The sequence below is a fragment of the Lentzea sp. HUAS12 genome (assembly GCF_024125735.1).
GTDB lineage: Bacteria > Actinomycetota > Actinomycetes > Mycobacteriales > Pseudonocardiaceae > Lentzea > Lentzea albida.
The window spans coordinates 3512671-3535931 of the sequence record NZ_CP099738.1; the positions used below are offsets into that span (position 1 = coordinate 3512671).

A 23261-nucleotide genomic window follows, 5' to 3' on the forward strand; every position below is an offset into this window, starting at 1 on the left:
TCGTCTAGCGGGAGTTGACCGCCTGGTTGCTCGGCAGTCCGACGTACGGGAAGCGGTCACCGAAGCGAACGTCGTTGCCGTTCACGCGGTCACCCTTGGCGAGCGCCGGCACGAGCTTGCCGGTCAACGCCGCTCCGACCACGGCCTGGATCTCGATGTCCACGACGTCGTCGGTGAGCCTGCGCCCGTTCGGGAACCCCTGGAGGTCGCCGCCGAGCACGCCGAGCCGGTTCGGGTTGCGGGTCACCGGCGTGGACATGTTGAGCCGCAACATCTCCGACGGCTGGAACCGCTTCGGGTCCACGTCGGCGTTCTTCAGCTGCGAGTTGAGATCGGCCTTGATCGGGCCGCCGGCCTTCGTCGTGATGCCGGTCAGGAAGATCTCGACCAGGTCGGCGCGGGGCGTCTTCGGCGCGGGGATGCCGTAGATCGTCTGGATCAGCCGGGCCAGTTCCGGGTCGTTGACCCGGTCCAGCAGCGCCTGGACCTTCGCGTCGTTGACGGGTTCGAGGCCGTTGAACGCGTCCTTGAGCGGCGCGGACGACACCACCTCGTTGACCAGGGGGTTGCCGAGCCTCGACACCTGCACGAAGCCGCCCTGCGGCGTCGCCTTGCCGGGGTCGAGCCTCAGCGTGCGGCGCTCGGTGTCGCTCCAGACGCCGATCACCGGGTTGCGCTTCGGGTCGCCCTTCAGCGCGAGCATCGTCTTGGGCACCTGGATGGCGATGGTGTTGACGTTGTAGCCCATCAGGGTGTCCTGGTTGACCTCCTTCAGGTTCCCGCCGTAGAGGAGGTCGAACACCCGCAGGTCCAGGAAGAACGAGTCCTCGGACGGTCCCACGTAGACCTGGCCGCCACCGGGGATCTTCGCCGTCGCCTGGTCCCTGATCGCGCCGAAGTTCGGGAACGACGCGGGGCCGGTGTTCGACGGAGCCGCGCGGCCGCCCTTGACGAGCTGGGTGGTCTTGCCCGGTTCGATGAGCTCGAGCGTGTAGTTCTGGCGGAACAACAGGTTGTCGTCGTTGATCGACGTGACCGGCCCGTTGTTGTAGAGGAAGGTGTTCGCCTTGCCCCGCCGGTCGTCCGTGGTGAACGTGAAGCGGAACGTCTTGTCCGGCACGGCGTCGCCGTCGGAGTCGACGTTGAGGTCGTACCGCGCGTCCGTCGCCCACGGGTAGTAATTGGGGCCACCGTTGGGTTCCTGCACCCCGAACCAGTTCGCGACGAGCGTGACCGTGTCCGGCTTGTCGGGGCTCGTGAAGGCGTACACGTCGGTGTTGTCGACCGAAGGGTCCGCGGCGATCAGCGGTGCCTCGCGGTGGCTCGAGGCCTGTGCCGCCGGTATCGCCGCCGCGACCGCGACCACGGCCGCGGCGATCGCACCCCGGCGTAATCGCTGTTTGTTGCTACTTGGCATTGTCCTGCTCCCTTCCCACGGCGGGGATTCGAAGCAGGACGCCAGGCGGTTCGGACTAAATTTTCGTGTTATTCCGCGGCTTTCGGCGCGACGACCGTGCCGCGGGCGCGCGTTACGACAATCGGCTCAGGCAGTACGCCCGCCGCCGAAGGACCGCGTTCGGGCGCCGAACGGCACACCACCCGCGCCTCGAACTCGATCTCCCGCGACCGCTTTCCGATGCGCACCAGCGTCGCCGTCGCCTCGACGACGTCACCGGCCTGGATCGGCGCCGCGAACTCGACCGAGCTGTAGCCCGCGAACAACCCCTCGTCGGCGTCCGTGTGGGTCAGCAGCTCGGTCGCCACGTCCCCGAACATGCCGAGCCCGTAGGCCCCGTCCACCAGGTTGCCGCCGTAATGCGCGTGCGAATGCGGCACGTAACGGCGGTGAGTCACCGAGAAACCTTCGACCAAAGCCCCACTCACGCGGCGACCCCTCTCTTTGCCTGCATCGCGTGCACCAGGTAGCTCGCGACCTCGCCCGGCGTGGTACCCCGGGAGAACACCCGGTCAACCCCCAGCTCGCCCGCCATCAGCGGGTCGAACCGCGGGCCGCCGGCGACCAGCAGCGGACGCCTGTCCCCCATCGCCTCGCGGAACGCCGCGGACATCTCCTGCGTGTTCAGGATGTGCGCGTCCCGCTGGGTGACGACCTGGGAGATCAGCACGGCGTCGGCCTTCTCGGCGCGCGCGCTGCGGACGAGCTCGGGAACGCTCACCTGTGCGCCGAGGTTCACGACCTTCAGCTCGCGGTAGTACTCGAGGCCCTTCTCGCCCGCAAAGCCCTTGATGTTGAGGATCGCGTCGATGCCGACGGTGTGCGCGTCCGTGCCGATGCAGCCGCCGACGACAACGAGCTTGCGCCGCAACACCTTCTTCAAGGTGCTGTTCACTTCGGACGGTGACAGCAGCGGGTACTCGCGTTCGACGACCCTGACCTCGTCGAGGTCCACGAGGTGCTTCACCGAGCCGTAGACGACGAAGAACGTGAAGTCGTCGCCGATGGGGTTCGAGTGGACCACCATCGCGGGGTCCATGCCCATCTTGTTCGCGAGCTGCAGCGCCGCGCCGTCCGCCTTGGGACCGAAGGGGATCGGCAGGGTGAAGGACGTCTGGATCATGCCGTCGCCCGTGGTGTCGCCGTACGGCCGCACGTACTTCTTGGTGTCGCTCACTGCGCGGCCTCCAGCATCTCGCTCGCGGGGTTGAAGTACGTCTCGGCCTTCTCGACGACGCCGTCCGCGCCCTTGCCCTTGTCCGCCGGGCGCTTCATCAGGCCGAACGTGCCGTCGGCGATGGCGTTGAGCAGGCCGTCGTCGACGACGCGCTCCAACAGGTCCACGGCCTCGCCCAGCACCTGGTGCGCTCGCTTGACGATGAGCCCGTCCGGCGCGGGCCGGAAGTCCTCGGCGAGGCTGCCCGCCGCGTTGAGCACGTACCGGACGTTCTTCAGAGCCAGGTCGCGGTCCGAGAGGAACGGAGTCACGACGGCCTCGGTCATCATGCCGACGAGCAGGATGGACTGTCCTGTCAGGACGCCCGCGAGGTTGAAGAACCCGTCCAGCAGGTAGCCGTCGAAGACGTCGCCGGTCATGTGCTTGGTCGGCGGCATCCACTTGAGCGGCGCGTCCGGGAAGAGTTCGCGCGCCAGCAGGGCGTGCGCCAGTTCGAGGCGGAACGAGTCGGGCACCTTCGGGTTGATCTCGAAGGCGTGACCGAGGCCCAGCAGGTGGTCGGGCAGTCCCGCCTCGTGGGCGAAGTGCTCGTTCAGGAGCTGGGAGACGGTGACGGTGTGCGCGGCGTCGACGGCGTCCGCGGTGGTGAGGTAGTTGTCCTCGCCGGTGTTGATGATGATGCCCGCGCGGGCGTGGACCTGGCGGGAGAAGCGCTGGTCGACGAACGTGCGGATCGGGTTGATGTCGCGGAACAGGATTCCGTACATCGAGTCGTTCAGCATCATGTCGAGGCGCTGGAGCCCGGCCAGGACGGCGATCTCGGGCATGCACAGGCCGGACGCGTAGTTGGTCAGCCGCACGTACCGGCCGACCTCCTTCGACACGTCGTCGAGGGCCGCGCGCATGATCCGGAAGTTCTCCTGCGTGGCGTAGGTGCCCGCGAACCCGTGGTGCGTGGCGCCTTCCGGCACGTAGTCCAGGAGCGACTGGCCGGTCGAGCGGATGACCGCGATGATGTCGGCACCCGCGCGGGCCGCGTTCTGGGCCTGGACGACGTCCTCGTCGATGTCACCGGTCGCGACGATCAGGTAGATCCACGGGCGCTGCGCCGGGTCACCCCACTTGGCGACGAGCTTGTCGCGCTGGGCCCGGTTGCGGTCGACCGTCTTCAGTCCCTTCGCGACAGCGGACGTGGAGGCTTTCCGGGCCGCCGTCAGGTCCTTGCCGGTCGGGATCGTGAACTGGACCTGTCCCGCGGCCGTGGCCTCGGCGAGTTCGGTGAGCGTGCCGAGGTTGTGCTGCTTCAACGCGTGGAACGCGGGCAGCACCACGCCGTGCTCCAGCCCGCACTGCTCGCGGACCGTGTCGATCACGCGGTTGACCCACGGGACGTCACCGGCGCGGTGCGTCGAGTCCGCGCCGGTGATGCCCGCGAGGCGGAGGGTGGCGCGCTCGACGGCGACGGTGGTGTGCGCCTTCGCGAGGGACACCACCGGTTCGGCCGCCCGCGCCGCGAGCCTGCGCGCGGTGGCGACCACCTTCGGATCGAGGTCGAGCAACGCCACGTGTCACTTCCTTTCGTAGATAGTCCGGCCGTTCAGCACGGTCCGCACGCAGACGGGCGCGGGACCGGTGAGGTCGGGCAGTCCGGGCACGCCCGAACGCGGGTCGGTCGACCAGCGCTGCACGCGGGCGTCGCTTCCGGCGACGACCAGGTCACCGGTCTCCCACACCGCGTACGTCGCGGGCGCGCCGGGCTGCAACGTGCCGGTCAGGCCGTCGTCCACGCCCGCCGCGCGCCAGCCGCCACGCGTGTGGGCGGTGAAGGCGGCACGGGGCGAAACGCCGTGGCCGTCGGTCCTGTGGTGCACGGCGGCCTTGACGGCGGCCCACGGGTCGATGGCGGTCACCGGGGTGTCCGACCCGAACGCGAGCACGACACCGGCGGCGGCGAGACGGGAAAAGGGGTTCAGCCCCACTCCGCGCTCGGCCCCGAGCCGCTGCGCGTACATGCCGTCCGGCCCGCCCCACTCGGCGTCGAACAGCGGCTGGACGGAGGCGATGACGCCCCACCCGGCCAGTTTCTCCGCCTGCTCCTTCGTCACCATCTCGACGTGTTCGAGGCGGTGGCGGGCGGAGGCCAGTTCGGGGGTGCCGAGCGCCTTCTCCGCGAGCGCGAATCCCTCGACGACGGCGGCCATGCCCGCGTCGCCGATGACGTGGAACCCGGCCTGCACGCCCAGTTCGGTGCACTTGACCAGGTGGTCGGCGATCTGGCGGGCGTCCAGGTAGAGCGCTCCGGACGTGTCGGCGTCGGCGTAGGGCTCGGTCAGGGCCGCGGTGCGGGAGCCGATCGCGCCGTCGACGAAGTGGTCGCCCGCGAGGCCGCGCACCGGAACGTCCGGCAGCTCGTGGGCGCCCCAGTAGGCCGTGACCTCGGGGCCTTCGGTGTGCGCGAGCAGCTCACGCAGGTCGTCCTCGCCGGAGATGTCCGGACCCGCGCACTCGTGCACGGACGCGATGCCCTGTGACGCCGCGTGGCGCAGGAACGCCAGTTGGGCCGCTTGGCGCTGTTCGGAGGTGATGGCGGCTTTCGCCGTGCCGCGCACGTGGTGGTGTGCGGCACGCGAGAGAGGGCCGTCCTCCGAGTAGCCGTCGGCGGTCCGGGCCTCGTCGGTGACCAGGTCGGAGGAGACCAGGGCCGAGTGCACGTCGATGCGCGACAGGTAGACCGTCTTGCCCCCGGCGGCCTCGTCGATCTCGGCGCGCGTCGGCGGGCGGTTCTCCTGCCAGCGCGTCTCGTCCCACCCGTGACCCCACACGAGGGGCCCCTCGGCGTCGCGGACCTGCTGCAGCAGCTCGTCCGCGGAGCACGTGCGGGTCAGGTCGAGGCCGGTCAGGAGCAGGCCGGCGGACGTGGCGTGCACGTGCGCGTCGACGAACGCGGGCGCGACGAAGGCGCCGCCCAGCTCGATGACCTCGGCGTCGGGGTGCAGCGCGCGTCCGACCGAGTCCTGCCCGATCCACACGACGACACCGTCCGTGACGGCCATCGCCGTCGCATCCGGTGCGTAGATGCGGCCGCCGACCAAAAGTTGCGTACTCACGTCACGCAGTCTGCCGTTGCTCGAACAGGGCCCGCACACCCGGCTGGCTGCGGACCAGGTCCAACGCGAACCGGGCGTGACCGGGCACATAGCCGTTGCCGACGATCATCTCCACGTCGGCCGCGAGACCCTCCGCTCCCAGAGCGGCGGCGCTGAACGAGGTGGCCATCGAGAAGAAGATCACCGTGCCGCCGTCCGCGGTCGCGAGGATGGCGCCGTGCTCGCATCCGGGCACGTCCACGCACACGACCGTGACGTCGACCTGCTTGCCCACGGCCTCCGCCACAGCGACCGGATTGCGTGCGTCCGCGATCACGACCTCGTCCGCGAGACCGGACTCACGGACCTGCGCGGCCTCACGTTCCGTCGGCACCAACGCGACGAGGCGCGACGCACCGGCCTGACGCGCGGCCGCGAGAGAAAGCGACCCGGACTTGCCTCCACCGCCGAGCACCAGCACCGACCCACCAGGGTGCTTGCGCACCACACGGTCGGTCAGCGCCGGTGCACCGCACACGTCGAGCACGGACAGCGCCAGCTCGTTCGGCATGTCGTCCGGCAGCACGGCCGCGATGGACCGCCCGAACAGCACGGCGGTCCCGCGGCACGGCACCTGCTCGTCCTCGCCGTCCCAGTCCTGCAGGCCGTCGTTGATCTTCAGCGGCGTCAGCGTGAGGCTGACCAGCGTCGCGATCCGGTCGCCCGCCTTCAACCCGAGCGGTGACTCCGGCCCGACCTCGAGCACGGTGCCGAGCAGCATGCCGCCCGATCCGGTGACGGGGTTCTGCATCTTGCCGCGCTCGGCGACGATGTCGAGCACGGCCTGCCGGACCGCGGCGCCGCTGCCGTGCTGCTCCCTGAGCTGCCGGAACGACGCCGCGTCGAGGTTGAGCCGCTCGACCGCGACGACCACCTCGTCCGCGGCGGGCACGGGTTCCGCGTCGAGCCGCCACGCCTGCTGGGGCAGGACGCCGGCGGGGTCGAGGACACGGTGCAGTCCGTACGCGCTCACGCGAAAATCCTTCGGTCGACGACGCTGTCTCGAAGATATCTTCACGTGAAGCGTAAAGACTGCGCAAGTATCACTCGACCTTCAGGCGGAACCAACGGCAGTCGTAGGGCGCCAGGTCGACCTTGGCCCCGGTCTTCGCCGGCTTCACGTCCTCGCCGGTGAGCACGTTGGTGAGCACCCCCTCGGCCGGAACGCGCACGGTCACGTCCTGGTCGGCGAAGTTGTGCACGACGATCACGGCGCCTCCGTCGCAGTCGGCGCGGTGGGCGAAGACGGACGGGTCGCCGACGTCGAGCACCTGCACCTCGCCCCACGCCAGCTCGGGGCACTCGCGGTAGCACTCGACCAGCTGCCGCATCCACGTCAGCAGCGAGTCCGGGTCGTGGCGCTGCTCCCCCGCCGCCTCCCAGTCCATCGGCACCCGGACCGCGAGCCTGCCTTCCAGCGACAGGTCCTCCTCCAGGCCGATCTCCTCGCCGTAGAAGAGCACCGGCGTACCCGGCAGGGTGAACAGGAGGCTGTAGACCATCCGGATGCGGCGCTGGTCGCCGTCGAGCATGCCGGGCAGGCGCCGGCGCAGGCCGCGTCCGTAGAGCTGCATGTCCGGGTCGGGGCCGAACGCGTCGAAGACCTCCTGGCGTTCGTCGGGCGGCAGCTTGTCCAGGGTCAGCTCGTCGTGGTTGCGGACGAACGTGGCCCAGTGGCCGTCGCGCGGCGGCTTCGGTCGTTCCTGCAGGGCCTTGACCAGCGGACCGGTCGACTTCCGCGCCAGGGCCAGGTACATCGCCTGCATGCCGACGAAGTCGAAGCACATCGTGAGCTCGTCGCCGACGCCCTGGCCGTAGAAGGGCATCGTGTCCTTGTACGGCAGGTTCACCTCGCCGAGCAGCACGCCCTCGCCGTTGCGGCGGTTGAGGAACGCCCTCAGGTCCGTGAGGTACTCGTGCGGGTCGGGGAGCTTGATGGCGTCCTTGGGGTCGTTGTGCTCCAGCAGGAACGGGACGGCGTCGACGCGGAACCCGCTCAGCCCCAGTTCCATCCAGAAGCCCATGATCCGGGCGATCTCGTCGCGCACCTCGGGATTGCTGACGTTGAGGTCGGGCTGGTGCTTGTAGAAGCGGTGCAGGTAGTAGCGGCCGACCTCCTCCGAGTACTCCCAGAGGCTGTCCTCCTTGTCGGGGAACGTGATCCCCTGCGGCCCGTCCTCCTGCGGCTCGTCGGCCCAGACGTACCAGTCGCGCTTCGCCGGGTCGTGGAACCACGGGTGCTGGTCGGAGGTGTGGTTGACGACGAGGTCGGCGATCACGCGCATGCCTCGGTCGCGTGCGGCGCGCACGAACTCCACGAAGTCGCCCAGCGTGCCGAGCCTGGGGTCGACCGAGTAGAAGTCGGTGATGTCGTAGCCGTCGTCGCGTTCCGCCGTCGGGTAGAACGGCATCAACCACACACACGTGACGCCCAAGGCGTGAAGGTGGTCGATGCGTTCCGTGGCACCGCGGAAGCCCTCGTCGCTGAACGTTTCGATGTCGAGGCAGTAGAGAACGGCGTTCTTCCACCAGACGTCGGACGTGCGGATCACGCGCTCACCTCCGGTAACACGTGCTCGCCGAACGCGTCGACGAACGGGGTCAGGTCCTGGCCCACGTGGTGCAGGTAGATCTCCTCGAAGCCGAGTTCCTCGTAGGCGTTGAGCTGCTCGGCGTGCCACTTCAGGTCGGAGGAGACGTTCACGACCTCGGCGACCTGCTCCGGCGTGACGCGTTCGGAGACGACGTCGAAGTGGTCGGTCATCTCCAGGTCCCAGCAGACCGGCGGCTGGAAGACGTTGCTGCGCCACTGCTCGTGCGCCGTGGCGAGGGCCGCGTCCTCGTCGGGGTCCCAGCTCAGGTGCACCTGGAGGTGGAGCTTGCCCCGGCCACCGGCGTCGCGGTAGGCGTCCGCGACCTCGCGCAGCCGTTCGGGCGGGGCGTTGACGGTGATCAGGCCGTCGGCCCACTCGGCGCACCACCGGGCCGTCGCGGGGCTCACCGCGGCGCCGATCAGCAGCGGCACCTCGTCGGGCAGTGTCCACAGCTTCGCGCGGTCGACCGTGACCAGGCCGTCGTGGCTCACCTCCTCACCGCGCAGGAGCGCGCGGATGACGTCGACGCACTCGCGGAGTCGTCGCGTGCGGACGTCCTTGCGGGGCCACCCGTCGCCGGTGATGTGCTCGTTGCTGGCCTCACCGGTGCCGAGCGCCGCCCAGAACCGGCCGGGATACATCGCGGCGAGCGTGCCGATCGCCTGGGCCGTGATCGCCGGGTGGTAGCGCTGGCCGGGGGCCGTGACCACGCCGAACGGCAGGTTCGTGGCCTGCAGCGCCGCGCCGAGCCAGGACCAGGCGAACCCGGACTGGCCCTGGCGCGCGCTCCACGGCGAGAAGTGGTCGGAGCTCATGGCGGCGCCGAACCCGGCCTCCTCGGCGCGGCGCACGGCGGCCAGCAGACCGGATGGGTGGATCTGCTCATGTGACGCGTGGATGCCGTAAACGGTCATGCGCTTCGAAGTACCCAAAAGCTTCTTCGAGGAAGCGTTGAACCGATCCGAACCGGGAGCCGTGTGGAGTGCAGGCACCCTCACCGCGGAGGAGGAACGGCGATGTTCAACGAGACCAGGCTCGGCACCGCCACCGTCGTCGAGTTCATCAGGCCCGACGGCTCGGCCGAGCCGATGGACGTCGACCTCCAGTACCGATCAGACGATCCGCATGCCGTGACCCTGCGTTTTCACACGCGGGACCAGGAGTCGACCTGGCTCGTCGGGCGCGCGCTGCTCTCGGAGGGCCTGCTCTCCCCCACCGGGCTCGGCGACGTGCGGCTGCGTCCGGCGGACGGCGACGTCCTGGTGCTGGAACTGCTGACCGAGGACTCGCACGCGGTGTTCCACCTGTCGGCGGAGGAGCTGCGCCGGTTCCTGAAGTCGACCTACGCCGCCGTGCCCGCCGGGCAGGAGGTCCTCGACTTCGACCTGCTGCTGAAGGACCTGCTCGGTTAGAGGCGCAGGCCGAGCACCAGCTTGTCCGCGGAGTCGATCACACGGAACCCGAGGTGCTCCCAGAAGCCGATCGCGTGCGTGTTGTGGTGCCGCACGTGCACATGGACGCCCTTCTCGAGGCGTTCGAGCACGGTGCGCACCAGCGTGCCGCCGAACCCCTGCCCCTTCGCGCGCGGCAGCAGGTTCGCGTGCACGTGGGCCGGGTAGTCCTTGATCAGCATCGAGTCGACGCGGGCCGGTGCGTGGATCTGCCGCACGATCCGGTTCGGGTCCGGCGTCAACGGGTAGCGCACGCGCAGGTCAGGCCACCAGTCGCGGTCGCAGCGGTCCTCGAAGGCCTCCGTGTCGGCCGTCGCGAGCGCATAACCGCAGACGCCCTCGTCGTCCTCCGCCACGAACACCAGATCGGGTTCGAACGCCACGTACGGGCCGACGTAGGCATGACCCATCAGCCGCGGGTCCTCGAACAGGTGACGCGCGCCCCGGCCACCGTCGCCGGTGTCGAGGCAGATGTCGTAGAGCGCGTCCAGGTCGCCGGGCCGGTACGCGCGGATCACCGGATCTCGCGCCGCTCCGTGATGACGACCGGGTCGGTCTCGACGTCGACGATCTCGCCCTCGACGACCTGACCGGCACCGAAGCGGCGTTCGTGCTCGAACTTGAGCGCCGCCGCCTCCGCCTTGCGCGCGATCCGCCTGCTCACCAACCGCCGCGTGGGCGGGAAGAGCAGGAACAACGCGACGACGTCGCTGATGAAGCCCGGCACCATGATGAGCGCACCGGCCGTCGCGATCAGCACGCCGTCGGCCATCTCCTGGTGCGGTTCCTGGCGCCGGAACACCGACTCGCGGAACGCCGCCATCGTCTGCGCGCCCTGGCGGCGCACCAGCGACAACCCGACGAGGGTGCTGAGCAGGAGCAGGGCGATCACCCAGAGCCCGCCGATGGCGTTGCCGACGGCGACGAGGACCGCGATCTCGGCGAAGAAGCCGATCAGCAGCAGCGCGAAGAGGGGCATACCTGCTCAACGCACCACGCCGCCAGTTTGCTCCCCACCGCCCCACGACCAGGCGTTGAGCTGAAATATTTACGGCAGCCTAGCGGTATGACAGGATATCTTCACGCGACCTCGACGCTGAGGAGTACGGATGACCGCGCTGCACGACGCCCCCACGGCGCTGGAGCGGCTGGACCGCCAGCCGTACACGTACGTCCGCCGTGAGCTGGTCGAACCCGACTGGCGACGCTTCCCCGGCTGGTCGCACGTGACCGAAGCGCAGTGGCGCGACGCCCAGTGGCAACGCGTGAACTGCGTCAAGAACGTGAAGCAGCTCCGCAAGGTCGCGGGCGACCTGCTCACCGACAGGTTCTACGACGACCTCGCCAAGGACATGGACGCCTTCGCGACGATGTCGATGCTGATCCCGCCGCAGATGTTCAACACGATGGCGGTCGACGCGCCCCTGACCCCCGACGCCTTCACCGAGGCGTTCCTGAACGACCCGGTCCGCCGCTACATGCTCCCGGTCGCCTCCGACCGCGACACCCGGTGGCCGTCCCACCCGCACTCGCAGCGCGACTCGCTGCACGAGGCGGAGATGTGGGTGGTGGAGGGCCTCACGCACCGCTACCCCACCAAGGTCCTCGCCGAGATGGTGTCCACGTGCCCGCAGTACTGCGGGCACTGCACCCGCATGGACCTGGTCGGCAACTCCACGCCGTTGATCGACAAGCACAAGCTCTCGCTCAAGCCGGTCGACCGCCAGGACCAGATGATCGAGTACCTGAAGAAGACCCCGGGCGTCCGCGACGTGGTGGTCTCCGGCGGCGACGTGGCGAACGTGCCGTGGCCACAACTCGAGTCGTTCCTCATGCGCGTGCTGGACATCGACACGGTCCGAGACGTCCGCCTGGCGACGAAAGCCCTGGCGGGCCTGCCCCAGCACTGGCTCCAGCCCCGAGTCGTCGAGGGCCTCGAACGAGTGGCCCGCACGGCCTCACGCCGCGGCGTGAACCTCGCCATCCACACGCACGTGAACCACGCCCAGTCCGTGACGCCCCTGGTCGCCGAGGCCGCCCGCACCGCGCTCGAGGTGGGCGTGCGGGACGTCCGCAACCAGGGCGTGCTGATGAAGGGCGTCAACGCGACGCCGGACGACCTGCTGGACCTTTGCTTTGCGCTGCAAGGGGAAGCGAACATCCTGCCGTACTACTTCTACATGTGCGACATGATCCCCAACGCCGAGCACTGGCGGGTGTCGGTGTGGGAGGCGCAGGAGCTGCAGCACGCGATCATGGGCTATCTGCCTGGGTACGCGACGCCGCGGATCGTCTGCGACGTCCCGTACGTGGGCAAGCGCTGGGTCAACCAGCTCGCCGAATATGACCGTGACCTGGGCATTTCCTACTGGACCAAGAACTACCGGACCGGGATCGAGTTGGAGGACCCGGAGGCACTCGACCGCCGCTACCCCTACTACGACCCGATCTCCACGCTCGGCGAGACCGGCCAGAAGTGGTGGGCCGACCAGAGCTGACGGGTCACGACGGGGCCGTTTTCGGGACATCTCCCGGAGACGGCCCCATCGGCATTTTTTGCCTGTTCAGACCCCATAGGACCCCGTTGCGTCTCGACGTCCAACGGCCCCACGATGGCCCGGGAAGTCCACAAAGGATGACCGTCTCCGTCCACGTGAGACTCGCAAGATCGCAGATTGGTCTGGTTACCCTCATCGACCCGCCACCCATCACCACCACAAGCGTCTCGGCACCACCGGCGTACGCGAACTCCATCGCATGAAGCCAGGACAAACGGCCAAGACCACAATCACGCCCTTACTCCTTGCGAGGGCGGTTCTTGCTGTCGGCGATCTCTTCCAGCCCGTCCAGAAGAAAAACGGCGCGCCACCAAACTGATCGGACTCGTAAGATCTCACCATGGCAGGTGCAGGCGGTATTCCCACGGCGGCGTTGCTCCACGCGCCGTCCTGGTTCTGCGGCCGTTCACCGGCTCGGTTTCTCCAAGAGGCGGGCAGACGCCTTCCACGTGGCAGCGGCACGCTCCAGCACGGACCACTCCAGCTCCGGCAAGTGATCGCACACGGGGCCGTCCATCTCGAGCGCCCACTCGCCGACGCGGTCCGCGACCAGGACGTGATCGGCTCCGAGGTACTCGATGAGCTCCCGCAGTTGTGTGCTGTGGACCAGAGTGGTGATCGTGGCGGCCTCGTTCAGGCTGCGCACGACCGAGGTGATGCGCAAAGCCAGAGCATCGTCGGTCACGGCGACGACGATGTGGTCCGACGTGTGCACGCCTGCCGACCACAGCACGTCCAGGCGCCAGCCTTCACCCGCCACGGCGCGCACTCCGTCCACTCCGGCCTGCACGACGCGTTCGGGGTCGGAGTCGACGATGGTGAAGTCCGTCGCATGACCTCCGGCGTACAGCGTGCTCAGGACGACGCGGCCGCGAGCGCTGTAGCCGATGAGCACGGCATGTGAGCGCATCCGACGTTCCCCATCTTGCGCGGGCGGGTGCCGGCCGATCCCGCCGGCCGGCACCCGGATCTCCCCGTGGTGGCCTGGTGCGGACGCCCGCCCCGACCGGTGGCGTCCGCTCCGCCATTCTGATGGAGACCCGCACTGTGCAACCTTGCGAGGCGCTTGCGATGTGATCTCATTGACGCGACGAGCGCGGGCCGCGCGGCCGTCCACCTGTCCACAGGTAGATCCCGCCCACGACGGCCGCCATCACGAGGACGCCGAGGATCGCGTCGGAGCCGCCGCTTCCGTTCTCCTGAGCGATGTTCTGCGTTCCGGGCACGGTCGGCACCGCCGGGGGAACAGCGGGAACGGGCGCGGGGCTGACCGGTGCGGCGGCGAGCGCGGCGAGGGGGATGGCTTCCGTATCGGTGAAATCGACCATGCCGGTGGCTTCGAGAACCTGGATGTGGTCGAGCACCACTTCCATGCAGCGCTTGGCGAAGTCCCGGATCAGCGTGTTGCGGGTGCCTGTGCGAACGACGGCGAGGAACTTGTAGACACCACCGTGGGCCGCGCGGAGGCGGTTGGCGAAGACCCGGTCGAACTCGGCGCTGCCCGCCGGGGCGTTGGTCATCTCCGCGATCCACCCCTTCTGGTCCGCGTTGGACTCGCTGGGCAGCGGGACGTTCAGCGTGCGTCCGAGCTCGAGGACCTTGGCGTCCAGTTCGGCGTGGCCGCTGATCAGATGCCGGCCCGCCTCCTTGACGAGAGGGTTGGCGGACTTCTCCAGTCCCAACCGGCCCGCGGGCCCCTCCCACAATCCCGCCAGCCGAACCTTGACGAGCATGTCCCTGCCCGCGGGTCCCATGGGGCCGAACTGGGTCTGCGTGTACTCCGGCCCGAATTCCGGTTGGGCGGACGCCTGCGGAGCCGCGAGCGAGCAAAAGACCGCGAGCGCCGTCACCACCTGGGCGAGACGTGTGAGCACGTGGATCTACCTCCGCGCAGAGCGGCGATCGTGTCTACCGACACGGAGGGATACGGACCAAACGGACCGGCGCGATTATTGCACTGTGCAAACGTTATCTACTCGTTGTCGACGCAGACCGTGCAGTAGTGAGGGCCCAGCGGCCTGTCGGAGCCGGTCCACCCTGCCTGATCGGCCTGCAGCCACAGCAGGTCCCACGCGAACAGTCCTGTGGCACTGGTGCGGCGCGACCGCCCGCACCCGTCGCACACCAGGATCGTCCCTGTCATGCCTTCGTCGGTGGTGGGCATGCCTGTCACGACTGGTAGGGCCTCTCATCATCCCGAGACAGACGCCGGCCGTCTCTCGCCGGCTGACGTCTGACCTTTCCCGGAAGCGCGCGGGCACGCGCCCGCTACGGGCGATCCCCCGTGGCGTCAAGCATGCCTGACGCGTGCATTGTGCAACCTTACGAACTCCTTCCGAAGGCATACATGTCAGCCGTGATGCGGTCACCATGGTGACGTGGTAGGAGCAGCACTGGAAACCTACGAAGAAAAGCGGGACATGGATTTCTCCGTGCTGCTCGTGGACGACGACGAGCGCATCCGCCAGGCTCTCGGTCTGGCCCTCGCGGACGAGGGCTTCGCCGTGGACGGGGCCGTCTCGGGCGAAGACGCGTTGAACCGGCTCGACACCGACTCCTTCGATGTCGTCCTGCTCGACCTCATGCTGCCCGGCGTGGACGGTCTGCAGGTCTGCAGGCGACTGCGCGCTCAGGGCGATCTGCCGATCATCATCGTGACGGCGCGCACCGACACGCCCGACGTCATCGCCGGGCTGGAAGCGGGCGCGGACGACTACGTGACCAAACCTCTGGTGGCGAGCGAGCTCGCCGCCCGCATCCGAGCACTGCTGCGGCGCCGTGGCGGCACGCGGGAGAACCTCTCCTACCGCATCGAGGACCTGGAGATCTGGCCGGACGAGGGCGTCGTCAAACGCGGCGGCGAGGAGATCCGGTTGACACGCACCGAGTTCCGCCTCCTCGCCGAACTGGCCGGGGGCGGTGGGCGCATCGTCACCAGGGAGCAGCTGTTGCAGCGGGTGTGGGGGTACGACTACTACGGCGACACCCGGCTGCTCGACGTGCACATCCGCAGACTGCGCACGAAAGTCGAGCACAACGCCGAAGATCCGGTGTTCGTGCTGACGGTGCGCGGTTCCGGTTACAAGATCGGCCCGCCGAGATGATGGTGCCCCGCCTCTCGCTGCGCTGGCGGGTGGCGGCCGCGTTCGGTCTCGGTTCAGTCCTCGTCACCAGCCTGCTGGCCATCGCTACGTGGAACCTGGCGTCGGACTACATGCTCAGGCAGCGCGTGCAGGCCACGACCCGTCAGGCGGAGGTCAACCTGCGTCTGGTCGAGGAGGCCGTCCGCTCCAACTCGGACGGGCTGACCGAACTGCTGACCGGTCTCACCACCAACCCGGACTCGACGATCATGCTCTTCCACGGGGACGAGGTGCTGACGAGTGGACGGCAGGTCGATCCCGCCGTCGTTCCCGCCGAGCTGATCGTCATGGCACGCGACGGCACGCCCGCCAGGCAACGCCTCCGAGCCGACGGCATCCCGGTGATCGCGGTGGCCCAGTCGCTGGCCGACGGGCAGGGCGTCTACGTCGAACTCTTCCAGCTCGTCCAGCTCGACCGCACGTTCCGCTTCCTCAGCGGTCTGCTGATCGCCGGAACGGTGCTCAGCGGCATGATCGGCGTGAGCCTCGGTTCATGGGCCAGCAGACGCGCGCTGAGACCGCTGACCGAGCTGACCGCCGCCGCGTCGCGCATCGCGGGCGGCGACCTGAAAGCACGACTACCCAGCCAGCGCGACCCCGACCTCGGACCACTGGCCAGCACGTTCAACACGACCGCCGACGCCTTGGAGCAACGCGTGCTGCGTGATGCCCGGTTCGCGGGCGACGTCAGCCACGAGCTCCGCTCGCCCCTCACGACCATGGTCAACGCTGCCGCGGTGCTCCGGCGCCGGCAGGCGGAGTTGCCCGGCACGGCGGGCAAGGCGCTCGGGCTGCTCACGTCCGAGGTCGACAGGTTCGCCCGCATGGTGGTCGACCTGATGGAGATCAGCCGAGCCGACCAGGACGGTGACAAGGCCGACTTCGAGCCGCTCGACGTCGGTGGCCTCGTACACGGGGCCGCCGGTCTGCGACTGGGCCAGGAAGTCGAGATCGTCGTCGAGCCGCCACCACCACTGGTGCTCGGCGACCGGCGCAGGCTCGACCGGGTCATCGGCAACCTCATCGAGAACGCCGGGCAGCACGCTGGAGGCGCTGTCCGGCTGGCCGTGCTCCACCAGGACGGCAACGTCCGGCTCGAGGTCGACGACGCAGGCCCCGGCGTGCCTCCTGACATGAGGAGCCAGGTGTTCGAACGATTCACCCGTGGCGCCAGAGCCGGCAGCCGGGGCGCCGACACCGGCAGCGGCCTCGGCCTGGCGCTCGTCGCCGAACACGTCCGCCGCCATCACGGCAAGGTGTGGGTCGAGGACCGCCCTGGCGGTGGAGCGCGATTCGTCGTGGAGCTTCCGGAGGCCCTCGCATGAGAATCACCCTGGTCACCGTCGCGCGCCTCCTGACTGTCGCATGTGGAGTGTCCACACAGGACGAGCCGGAACCGCTGAGCACCACGACCACGCACAACGAGGCGCCTACGCCGGTGGTGACGCAACGGCGCCATTCGACGCCGGCAACCACTTCGACCACCTCGAGCACGCCTGCCGCCTCAACGGCGCTCACTCCGTCACCCGGCGCTACAGAAGATCGTTAGACACTCGTCAGGCGCAGCGGCCGCCAAGCCGGACAGGATGGATGGAAACCTGCCGGAAGGACTCCGTTTTGAGCCGAAGCCGTTCCATGCCCGCCGACGCGGACGCCGTTTTCGACGTCCTCTCCGATCTCGACAACATGACCGCCTGGCTGCCCGACTCCATCGAGGTCGAGTTGTCCGGCCCCAACCTCATCCGCCTGTGGTTGCCGGGCCTGCACGCTGATGTCGACGTCGAGCGGCAGGTCACGATCGACTGGGAACGGTTGTGCATCAGCTGGGGCAGCGAAACCACGACGAGTTGCAACGGCACCCTCCAGGTCCTCCGGCTGACCGCAGACCGCAGCGCGGTCTCCGTGCGCATGACCGGTCCACCCGGAGCGTCGCGGAGCACGGTCGACACCTGGGTCGAATCCGCCCTCGACGCCCTCGAAACCGTCGTAGCCACCGAATGCCGTACAAAACAGGCAGTACACCAACCGGCTCTGTGATCACAGCACCGAGGTTGGGGTACAACAGTCGCATGACCCGGTCCAAGGTCGGCGCGAACGACGTCGACGCGCTCACCGACGCCGTGCTCACAGCCTCGCGCCTACTGGTCGCCATGTCCGCACGCTCGCTCGCGGCCTTCGAGGAGACCCTCACCCTGCCGCAGTTCCGGATGCTCGTCGTCCTGGACAGCCGGGGAGCGATGAAGCTCAGCTCGTTGGCCGAACTGCTGGACGTCAACCCGTCCACCGTGACCCGCATGGTCGACCGCCTGGTGTCGACCGGGATGGTCGCACGTCAGCCCAACCCGGCAACACGCCGTGAGGTCGTGGCCGAACTGACCGACGAGGGTCGCCGCGTCGTGCGCGGTGTGACCCGACGGCGGCGGGCGGCGATCGCGAAGATCGTCGCGAGAATGCCCGAGGACGAACGGCGAGGACTCGTCAACGCTCTGACCGCGTTCACCGAAGCAGGCGGCGAGCCCGCGGTGACCACCGCTGATCTCGGCTGGATCTGACCGGAGTCAGCCCAGCCACCTCCCCGCGTCGACGGCGACCACCAGCGCGACAGCGGCCCGAACGCCACCTGGTTGTTCGGGACCACCGAGCTGACATCGGTACGCACGACGAACTCCACCGCGACGAGCGCCCCTGCCAGACCGATGTTCACGACCTGTTCGCCGGAACCATCGCGGTCGCGGTCCCAGAAGATCTTGACATCGGCGGCTGCGCACTGCTCGTCGGCCTCGGCGCGGGGTTGCAGCGCGGGGACCATGAGGTGCTCGAGCACGGTGTGGAGACGGGCATCATCAAGCGGCTGCCGCACGGTGAGTTCATCGAGATCCACCAGCCGCTAGGCCCGGTGGACGACCACGGCCACCCGATCCCGCCGGCCTATCAGGGCGCGTCGGTGCCGAAGAACAAGCTGGGCTCGGCCGGTCACCCGGTCGCGGGCAGCACGTTGTCGCCGGACCTGGTCGAGGAGACCGTGGCCCTGCAGAACGCGCGCAGGCACATCCACGCCTCGGAGGGCACCAGCTCCCAGGACGAGGCGAGCGAGCTCGTGGGCAGGCCCTCCGACCCGAAGGCCTGATCCGCTGGACAGGACGAGACCCCGTGACCCGGTCGCGGAGTCTCGTCCTGTGTTCCCCGATGCTCGGCAGCTCGGTGACCCGGGCGGTAGGTCATGCGCGATTCAGGGAAGTCACGCGGCAGCACGATTCCCCGACCAGGAGGAAACTCGATGTTCATGGCGTCGACACAATGCCTGGATAATCGTCGCTCACTTTCGTGCGGTGGTGGAATCGAAGCGATTCCAATATTCCTGTGATCTGCGAATGTCCACATTCGGTGTCCATTCTTCTTCGTCACCACATCAGCCGATTCAGCTCCCTTTCGCTCGACGGCACCATGGGAGCATGCGCTCGCGCGTCCCCTCAGTGACCGTGCTCGGCGTCCGGGTGGCTTGCCTGCCCAGCAACCAGGTGCTCGCCGCCGTCGGCGAGCTCATCGACTCGCCTGGCCAGTCGTTGCTGGTCTACGTGAACGCCCACTCCCTCAACGTGACCAGTGTCAACCCCGCCTACCGGCGAGTCCTCGACACCGCGGACCTCGTGCTGAACGACGGGTCCGGGCTGGCGATCGCCGCGAAGGCGCAGGGGAAACGTTTCCCGGACAACCTCAACGGCACCGACTTCACCCCGAGGATCCTCGAACTGGCCGCGGAGCGCGACGCACCGGTGTTCTTCCTCGGCGGGGAACCGGGAATCGCGGAGGCCGCCGCCGAGAAGCTCACCGCCCAGATCCCCCGGCTCCGGGTCGCGGGCTGCCGGCACGGGTTCTTCGGCCGGACCGAGGAGGCCGGAATCCTGCGCCAGATCAGGGAAAGCAGCACGAGGGTGCTCATCGTGGCGATGGGCAACCCGAAGCAGGAGTTGTGGCTGAACCAGCACCTCGGTGCCACCGGGGCACATCTGGGCGTCGCGGTCGGCGCGTTCCTGGACTTCGCCGCGGGCAAGGTCTCCCGCGCTCCCAGCTGGATGCGCGAGGCAGGAGTCGAGTGGGTGTACCGCCTGATGCTGGAGCCGAAGCGGCTGTTCCGCCGGTACGTGCTGGGCAACCTGCTGTTCCTGGGGAGGGTCGCCGCGGAACGGATCTCCACCCGCCGGTGACTCGTGGCGCTGTGCGAGGTGCTTCGGTGGCACCGGCGCGTGGGCGTCAACACCGTTGCACTGCAACCATCAGCGACCGAATCGGCGCTGTTCCCCTGCCGCCGCACCTACCGGCGGCTCGTCACCGCGAAGCGCCGACGAACTCGCTCCTGCCGGCCGAGTGACCAACCAGCAGCGGATGTCCGCACCGCGGTGGGACCGGAGCCGACATCGGTCGTCGGAAGCCGCTCCTCCGAGCCGTACGAGATTGTCCTGTCCCGCACGCAGTTCGGGCGCTCGGTCCGTCGTGGGCTGTGGTCCGTCGTCAGCTGAACCTGAGATCGCCACGAGCACTCGCCGAGGGCTGTCCGACCACAGCGGCTGTCATCGCGGCCTCGGGCTGCCGGGCATACCGCGAGAGCCGGACGTGCAAGCGGAGAACGCCGACCAGAACGCCGGAACGGCAGCGACGGGATCGTTCGGCCCCGCTGGGCTCAGGGCGGGACAGCCCGCCGTCGTTCCCGGACGCCGACGCCGTGCCCCGGCTCCGTGTCCGCGCGGCACAGACGCGGCAAGTCATGCCCTGTGGCGGTCTCGGCGGGACTCTCCCCCGGGGTGCCGTCTCGTCCCACGTCCTCCTCTGGCGGCATGCTGTGGGAGTCGGTCACGAACCCGCGTCCCGATGCCCGATCTACCAGGATCATCGGCCCGAAGATGACGGGACGCGGGGCATCGCTTCACCGCCGGGGAACGGCGTGCTGTGATGCGCGCTGTAGCGGCGCCACAGGTACCTCCGGCCCTTCCTTCCAGCTGAGCAGTCGGGATCCACCATGCCCATCACCGAGAAACGCGCCCAGCCTCCACTCGGCAACTTCGCCAGGACCCTGCGCATCGCCGTTCGCTGCGTCGACGCGGACCTCCGCCTCGCGACCGGTCTCCGGGCCACCGCGGTAGCTCCCCCGTCGAGCACCGAACTCCTCTCGCAGGTGCAGCCTCCTCTGGTGTTCGCCCGGCTGTTCGCCGTCATCGTCGCCGCGGCAGCGGGAGGTTCTCCGCACGACGCCATGCCGGTGTCGGTGATGTCGTCGTTGTGGTGGGCCGGCGCGGCTACCCGCACGAGCGCGGCGGCGGCCGGGTTGCCGTTGCTCCACCTGCGTTCTCTCGACATCTCGGAGGACCTCCGCCGCGGGTGGACCACCGACCTCGAAGACATGGCGAACGACGCCGATTCGAAGTCAAGCACCCGAAGCAACGCTTACGCACGCGACGCGGTCATGGCAGCGAGGACCTGCGCGCCCTCGGACGGTTCGCGATGGCGCGAATTCGGAAAGCTCTACGGGTCACTGGTCGATCAGGCCGCCGCGAACTCCTCCGGAACGGACCGCACACCACCGCTGCTGCTCGCCAGCGCGTGCAAGATCGCGAGCACCCACCGCAGACAGCACCTGATCCGGCTCGGCGAGGAGGCCGGCAGCAACGCCAGGATCGCGCTCCGCGACCTCTCCAGCACCCCGGATGCCGTGCAACTGTACGACCGCGAGATCCGCGACCTGCACTCGCGGGCGGTCAGCGCCCTGGCGGATCTGTGCGGACCGAACCCGTACCGCGCATTGTTGCGCTCCCGGCTGGACGAACTGCTGCAGCACTCACTCGTGCGGCCGCGGGAGATGATCGGCTCATCCGGCTCCTGACGCTCCCCTGCTCCTCCGCTCGGCGTCCACCCCTGATGTCCGCTGCCGACCAGAGCACCTGCTGACCGGAGGGCGCCTAAACCCTCGCCGCGCGGCTGTCGCCTGCGTCGCGAACGCCGACGGCGGGGCGACCAGCGAGCGGCTCACCTCATCCAGCCCGGGCACTGGATCTTGGTCGGCCTGCCGGAGTCGGTGTCGTTCACCGCACCTCGATCTGGGGGTCAAGGCGGAGAGAAGGGTTGTCACCAGCAGTTCGGCATCACCACCGGCGTTCCGGCCTACTTTCGCGGCCAGGCAGACCCCGACGACGACGCGGTTCCAACGGGTACGTCGACGGCCTGCTGCGCCGAGACTTGTCCGAAGGAACCCGCCACACCGCTCCCTGCACCAACCGACTCGCGGCGGAACGCGGTCACCGTCCGCGCGGAGGCCTGGGCTGGACGACGCCGGTCCAGCCCCTCACCCCGGTGCTCACGCAAGCGAGTGGACCAGCGTTTCGCGACGAGGTCCAGACCTCAGCCGACCCCAACGGCGGTCACACCGCACTTGCAGGCAAGCCGCACGCCAGCCGCGTTCTCGACCTCTCAGGGCATGCACCTGTTCGCCGAGCACGGCCGCGCGTTCGGTTGTCCGGAGGCCGCCTCCGGGAGATCTCATCCGGCAGGGCGTGCGCCGATGACCGAGCAGACCGTAGCGCCGCGATAGCCGAGCCGGACCTGCTCGGGCAGTACGCGAACCGTGAAGTCCGCGGGGAGCGGGGGTGTCTGAAGCCCTGGGGTGTCACCGTAGGGCTCGAAGCCGCAGCGGCGCAGCCGGTTGATCCAGGTGGCGGCCGGCTCGTGCCGTTCGAAGCGCTGGTCGTCGGTGCGCGAGCCGACGATGTTCATGATCTCGCGGGCGAAGAACGTCTTCATGTGGTCCTTCTCCCGCTGGGTGGCGGGCGCGGCCTCGATGGCGCGCAGGATGGTGCCGAAGAACCGCCACGAGTTGAAGAACCGCTGCGGGAAGGACACCTCGTGATGGTCGGTGTCGAACTCGTTCAGCACCACCCCGCACGGGTCCAGCATGCGCAACCGCTGGAAGAACTCGTCCCGGGCGTCGTGCCCGGGACTCGGGTCCTGCATGTGGTGCAGCGCAAGAGAAGCGTTGACCACCAGAGGGACGTCGATGCGGGACAGGCTCATCCAGTCGTCGTCGTCGAGTTCCTCGGCCACCTTCGCCACGGGGAGGAAGTCCAGATCGACACCGTGCTCGGCCGCGGCCTTCCGCAGGGTGGCCTCGGCGGTGGCCAGGCTCTCCCGGTCGGGGTCGACACCGATGACCGTGCAGTGGCGCAGTCCCGGGTTCGCGGCCGCGAGGCCGTGCAGCAGCGCGCTCTCCTGGCGGCCGTGCCCGATGCCGACCGACATCAGGGCGAAGTCGTCCGCGGCGCCCACCTGCCCGGCGAGCAGCTCGTTGACGACCCGGCTCGTGTCCATGAACGGCAGGTGGGTCGTGAGCAGGTAGTACAGATCGATCTGCGGCTGGTCGTAGTCCTGTGTGTACAGGTTGGTCTCCGAGGGGCTGCCGTGCTCCTCGACGCGGTTCACCAGTGCGGCGCGGTAGAACTCGTACGCCGCGTCCTGGGGCCGCACCTCGGGCCCGATCAGCTTCTGCAGGCTCCGCAGCGCGGGACGGGCCTGCGCGCAGCGGCCGGTGTGGATGTGGGCGACGGCGTCGCACAGCAGGGCGAACTTCTCCATCGGGCAGCAGCCTCCTAGGAACGACCGGAACTTCTCGGCATTGCGGAGCACCGCCGAAGGCCGACCGGCCGGACCAGCCGGACACCCGGTCCTTCGACGGGATCATCGTCACCAGCGGC

22 protein-coding genes and 1 pseudogene are annotated in these 23261 nt (G+C 68.9%); 9 read left to right on the forward strand and 14 right to left on the reverse strand.

Annotated elements, in window-relative coordinates; all coding sequences use genetic code 11:
* Positions 1 to 4 precede the first annotated feature (4 nt).
* The 8 genes from ND450_RS15430 to ND450_RS15470 form a co-directional block, all read right to left on the reverse strand.
* Positions 5 to 1417, reverse strand: coding sequence for a DUF4331 domain-containing protein (locus tag ND450_RS15430; protein WP_253326812.1), 1413 nt, complete (start codon positions 1415 to 1417; stop codon positions 5 to 7).
* Positions 1418 to 1485: 68 nt separating this feature from the next.
* Positions 1486 to 1854: a hotdog fold domain-containing protein gene (locus ND450_RS15435; RefSeq protein WP_253326813.1), complete on the reverse strand. Its 369-nt coding sequence runs from the start codon at positions 1852 to 1854 to the stop codon at positions 1486 to 1488.
* A gap of 26 nt (positions 1855 to 1880) precedes the next feature.
* Positions 1881 to 2633 (reverse strand): OAM dimerization domain-containing protein, encoded by a 753-nt coding sequence (locus ND450_RS15440; RefSeq protein ID WP_253326814.1) that lies wholly within the window; start codon positions 2631 to 2633, stop codon positions 1881 to 1883.
* Positions 2630 to 4198 (reverse strand): lysine 5,6-aminomutase subunit alpha, encoded by a 1569-nt coding sequence (locus ND450_RS15445; RefSeq protein WP_253326815.1) that lies wholly within the window; start codon positions 4196 to 4198, stop codon positions 2630 to 2632. Before ND450_RS15445 ends, ND450_RS15440 begins: the two co-directional genes overlap by 4 nt.
* 3 nt (positions 4199 to 4201) lie before the next feature.
* Entirely contained in the window at positions 4202 to 5749 is a 1548-nt protein-coding gene (locus ND450_RS15450) for an amidohydrolase (protein WP_253327926.1), read from the reverse strand.
* The gene (locus ND450_RS15455) at positions 5742 to 6752 is read right to left on the reverse strand and encodes an L-erythro-3,5-diaminohexanoate dehydrogenase (RefSeq protein ID WP_089911495.1); all 1011 of its coding nucleotides are present in this window, start codon (positions 6750 to 6752) and stop codon (positions 5742 to 5744) included. The genes ND450_RS15450 and ND450_RS15455 overlap by 8 nt, the downstream gene beginning before the upstream one ends.
* Before the next feature lie 70 nt (positions 6753 to 6822).
* On the reverse strand, positions 6823 to 8331 hold the full coding sequence (locus ND450_RS45855) for an alpha-amylase family protein (RefSeq protein ID WP_305885221.1): 1509 nt from the start codon (positions 8329 to 8331) through the stop codon (positions 6823 to 6825).
* Positions 8328 to 9287 (reverse strand): TIGR03885 family FMN-dependent LLM class oxidoreductase, encoded by a 960-nt coding sequence (locus ND450_RS15470; protein ID WP_253326816.1) that lies wholly within the window; start codon positions 9285 to 9287, stop codon positions 8328 to 8330. The genes ND450_RS45855 and ND450_RS15470 overlap by 4 nt, the downstream gene beginning before the upstream one ends.
* A 102-nt stretch (positions 9288 to 9389) precedes the next feature.
* Between ND450_RS15470 and ND450_RS15475 the strand changes: the two genes are divergently transcribed.
* Positions 9390 to 9785 (forward strand): SsgA family sporulation/cell division regulator, encoded by a 396-nt coding sequence (locus tag ND450_RS15475; protein WP_089911504.1) that lies wholly within the window; start codon positions 9390 to 9392, stop codon positions 9783 to 9785.
* Here ND450_RS15475 and ND450_RS15480 read toward each other — a convergent pair.
* Both ND450_RS15480 and ND450_RS15485 read right to left on the reverse strand, forming a co-directional pair.
* Positions 9782 to 10342, reverse strand: coding sequence for a GNAT family N-acetyltransferase (locus ND450_RS15480; protein ID WP_253326817.1), 561 nt, complete (start codon positions 10340 to 10342; stop codon positions 9782 to 9784). The two genes, ND450_RS15475 and ND450_RS15480, sit on opposite strands and share 4 nt — an antisense overlap.
* Positions 10339 to 10803: an FxsA family protein gene (locus ND450_RS15485; RefSeq protein WP_089911510.1), complete on the reverse strand. Its 465-nt coding sequence runs from the start codon at positions 10801 to 10803 to the stop codon at positions 10339 to 10341. The genes ND450_RS15480 and ND450_RS15485 overlap by 4 nt, the downstream gene beginning before the upstream one ends.
* Before the next feature lie 130 nt (positions 10804 to 10933).
* Between ND450_RS15485 and ND450_RS15490 the strand changes: the two genes are divergently transcribed.
* Positions 10934 to 12322: a KamA family radical SAM protein gene (locus tag ND450_RS15490; protein ID WP_253326818.1), complete on the forward strand. Its 1389-nt coding sequence runs from the start codon at positions 10934 to 10936 to the stop codon at positions 12320 to 12322.
* Between the two features lie 466 nt (positions 12323 to 12788).
* Here ND450_RS15490 and ND450_RS15495 read toward each other — a convergent pair whose 3' ends face one another.
* The 3 genes from ND450_RS15495 to ND450_RS15505 form a co-directional block, all read right to left on the reverse strand.
* A complete protein-coding gene (locus tag ND450_RS15495) occupies positions 12789 to 13292 on the reverse strand; it encodes an NAD(P)-binding protein (RefSeq protein ID WP_253326819.1) in 504 nt (167 codons plus the stop codon).
* Between the two features lie 169 nt (positions 13293 to 13461).
* Positions 13462 to 14256 (reverse strand): DUF4142 domain-containing protein, encoded by a 795-nt coding sequence (locus ND450_RS15500; protein ID WP_253326820.1) that lies wholly within the window; start codon positions 14254 to 14256, stop codon positions 13462 to 13464.
* 98 nt (positions 14257 to 14354) lie between these two features.
* Complete coding sequence (locus ND450_RS15505) at positions 14355 to 14546, reverse strand: hypothetical protein (RefSeq protein ID WP_253326821.1); 192 nt, start codon at positions 14544 to 14546, stop codon at positions 14355 to 14357.
* 256 nt (positions 14547 to 14802) lie between these two features.
* Between ND450_RS15505 and ND450_RS15510 the strand changes: the two genes are divergently transcribed.
* The 7 genes and pseudogenes from ND450_RS15510 to ND450_RS15540 all read left to right on the forward strand — a co-directional run bounded on the left by ND450_RS15510 (position 14803) and on the right by ND450_RS15540 (position 21400).
* A complete protein-coding gene (locus ND450_RS15510) occupies positions 14803 to 15486 on the forward strand; it encodes a response regulator transcription factor (RefSeq protein ID WP_253326822.1) in 684 nt (227 codons plus the stop codon).
* Positions 15486 to 16850, forward strand: a complete 1365-nt coding sequence (locus ND450_RS15515) for a cell wall metabolism sensor histidine kinase WalK (RefSeq protein WP_253327928.1) — start codon at positions 15486 to 15488, stop codon at positions 16848 to 16850. The genes ND450_RS15510 and ND450_RS15515 overlap by 1 nt, the downstream gene beginning before the upstream one ends.
* A gap of 265 nt (positions 16851 to 17115) precedes the next feature.
* On the forward strand, positions 17116 to 17562 hold the full coding sequence (locus ND450_RS15520; protein ID WP_256557555.1) for an SRPBCC family protein: 447 nt from the start codon (positions 17116 to 17118) through the stop codon (positions 17560 to 17562).
* A 32-nt stretch (positions 17563 to 17594) separates the two neighbouring features.
* Positions 17595 to 18077 carry a MarR family winged helix-turn-helix transcriptional regulator gene (locus ND450_RS15525; RefSeq protein ID WP_253326824.1) on the forward strand — a complete coding sequence of 161 codons (483 nt, stop codon included), beginning with the start codon at positions 17595 to 17597 and terminating at the stop codon, positions 18075 to 18077.
* 236 nt (positions 18078 to 18313) lie between these two features.
* Positions 18314 to 18652 (forward strand): annotated as a pseudogene (locus tag ND450_RS15530) (cytochrome b); the annotation flags it as partial.
* Between the two features lie 325 nt (positions 18653 to 18977).
* A complete protein-coding gene (locus ND450_RS15535) occupies positions 18978 to 19730 on the forward strand; it encodes a WecB/TagA/CpsF family glycosyltransferase (RefSeq protein WP_253326825.1) in 753 nt (250 codons plus the stop codon).
* 809 nt (positions 19731 to 20539) lie between these two features.
* Entirely contained in the window at positions 20540 to 21400 is an 861-nt protein-coding gene (locus ND450_RS15540; protein WP_253326826.1) for a hypothetical protein, read from the forward strand.
* Between the two features lie 653 nt (positions 21401 to 22053).
* Here ND450_RS15540 and ND450_RS15545 read toward each other — a convergent pair.
* Positions 22054 to 23142: a GRAS family protein gene (locus ND450_RS15545; RefSeq protein ID WP_253326827.1), complete on the reverse strand. Its 1089-nt coding sequence runs from the start codon at positions 23140 to 23142 to the stop codon at positions 22054 to 22056.
* Positions 23143 to 23261 lie beyond the last annotated feature (119 nt).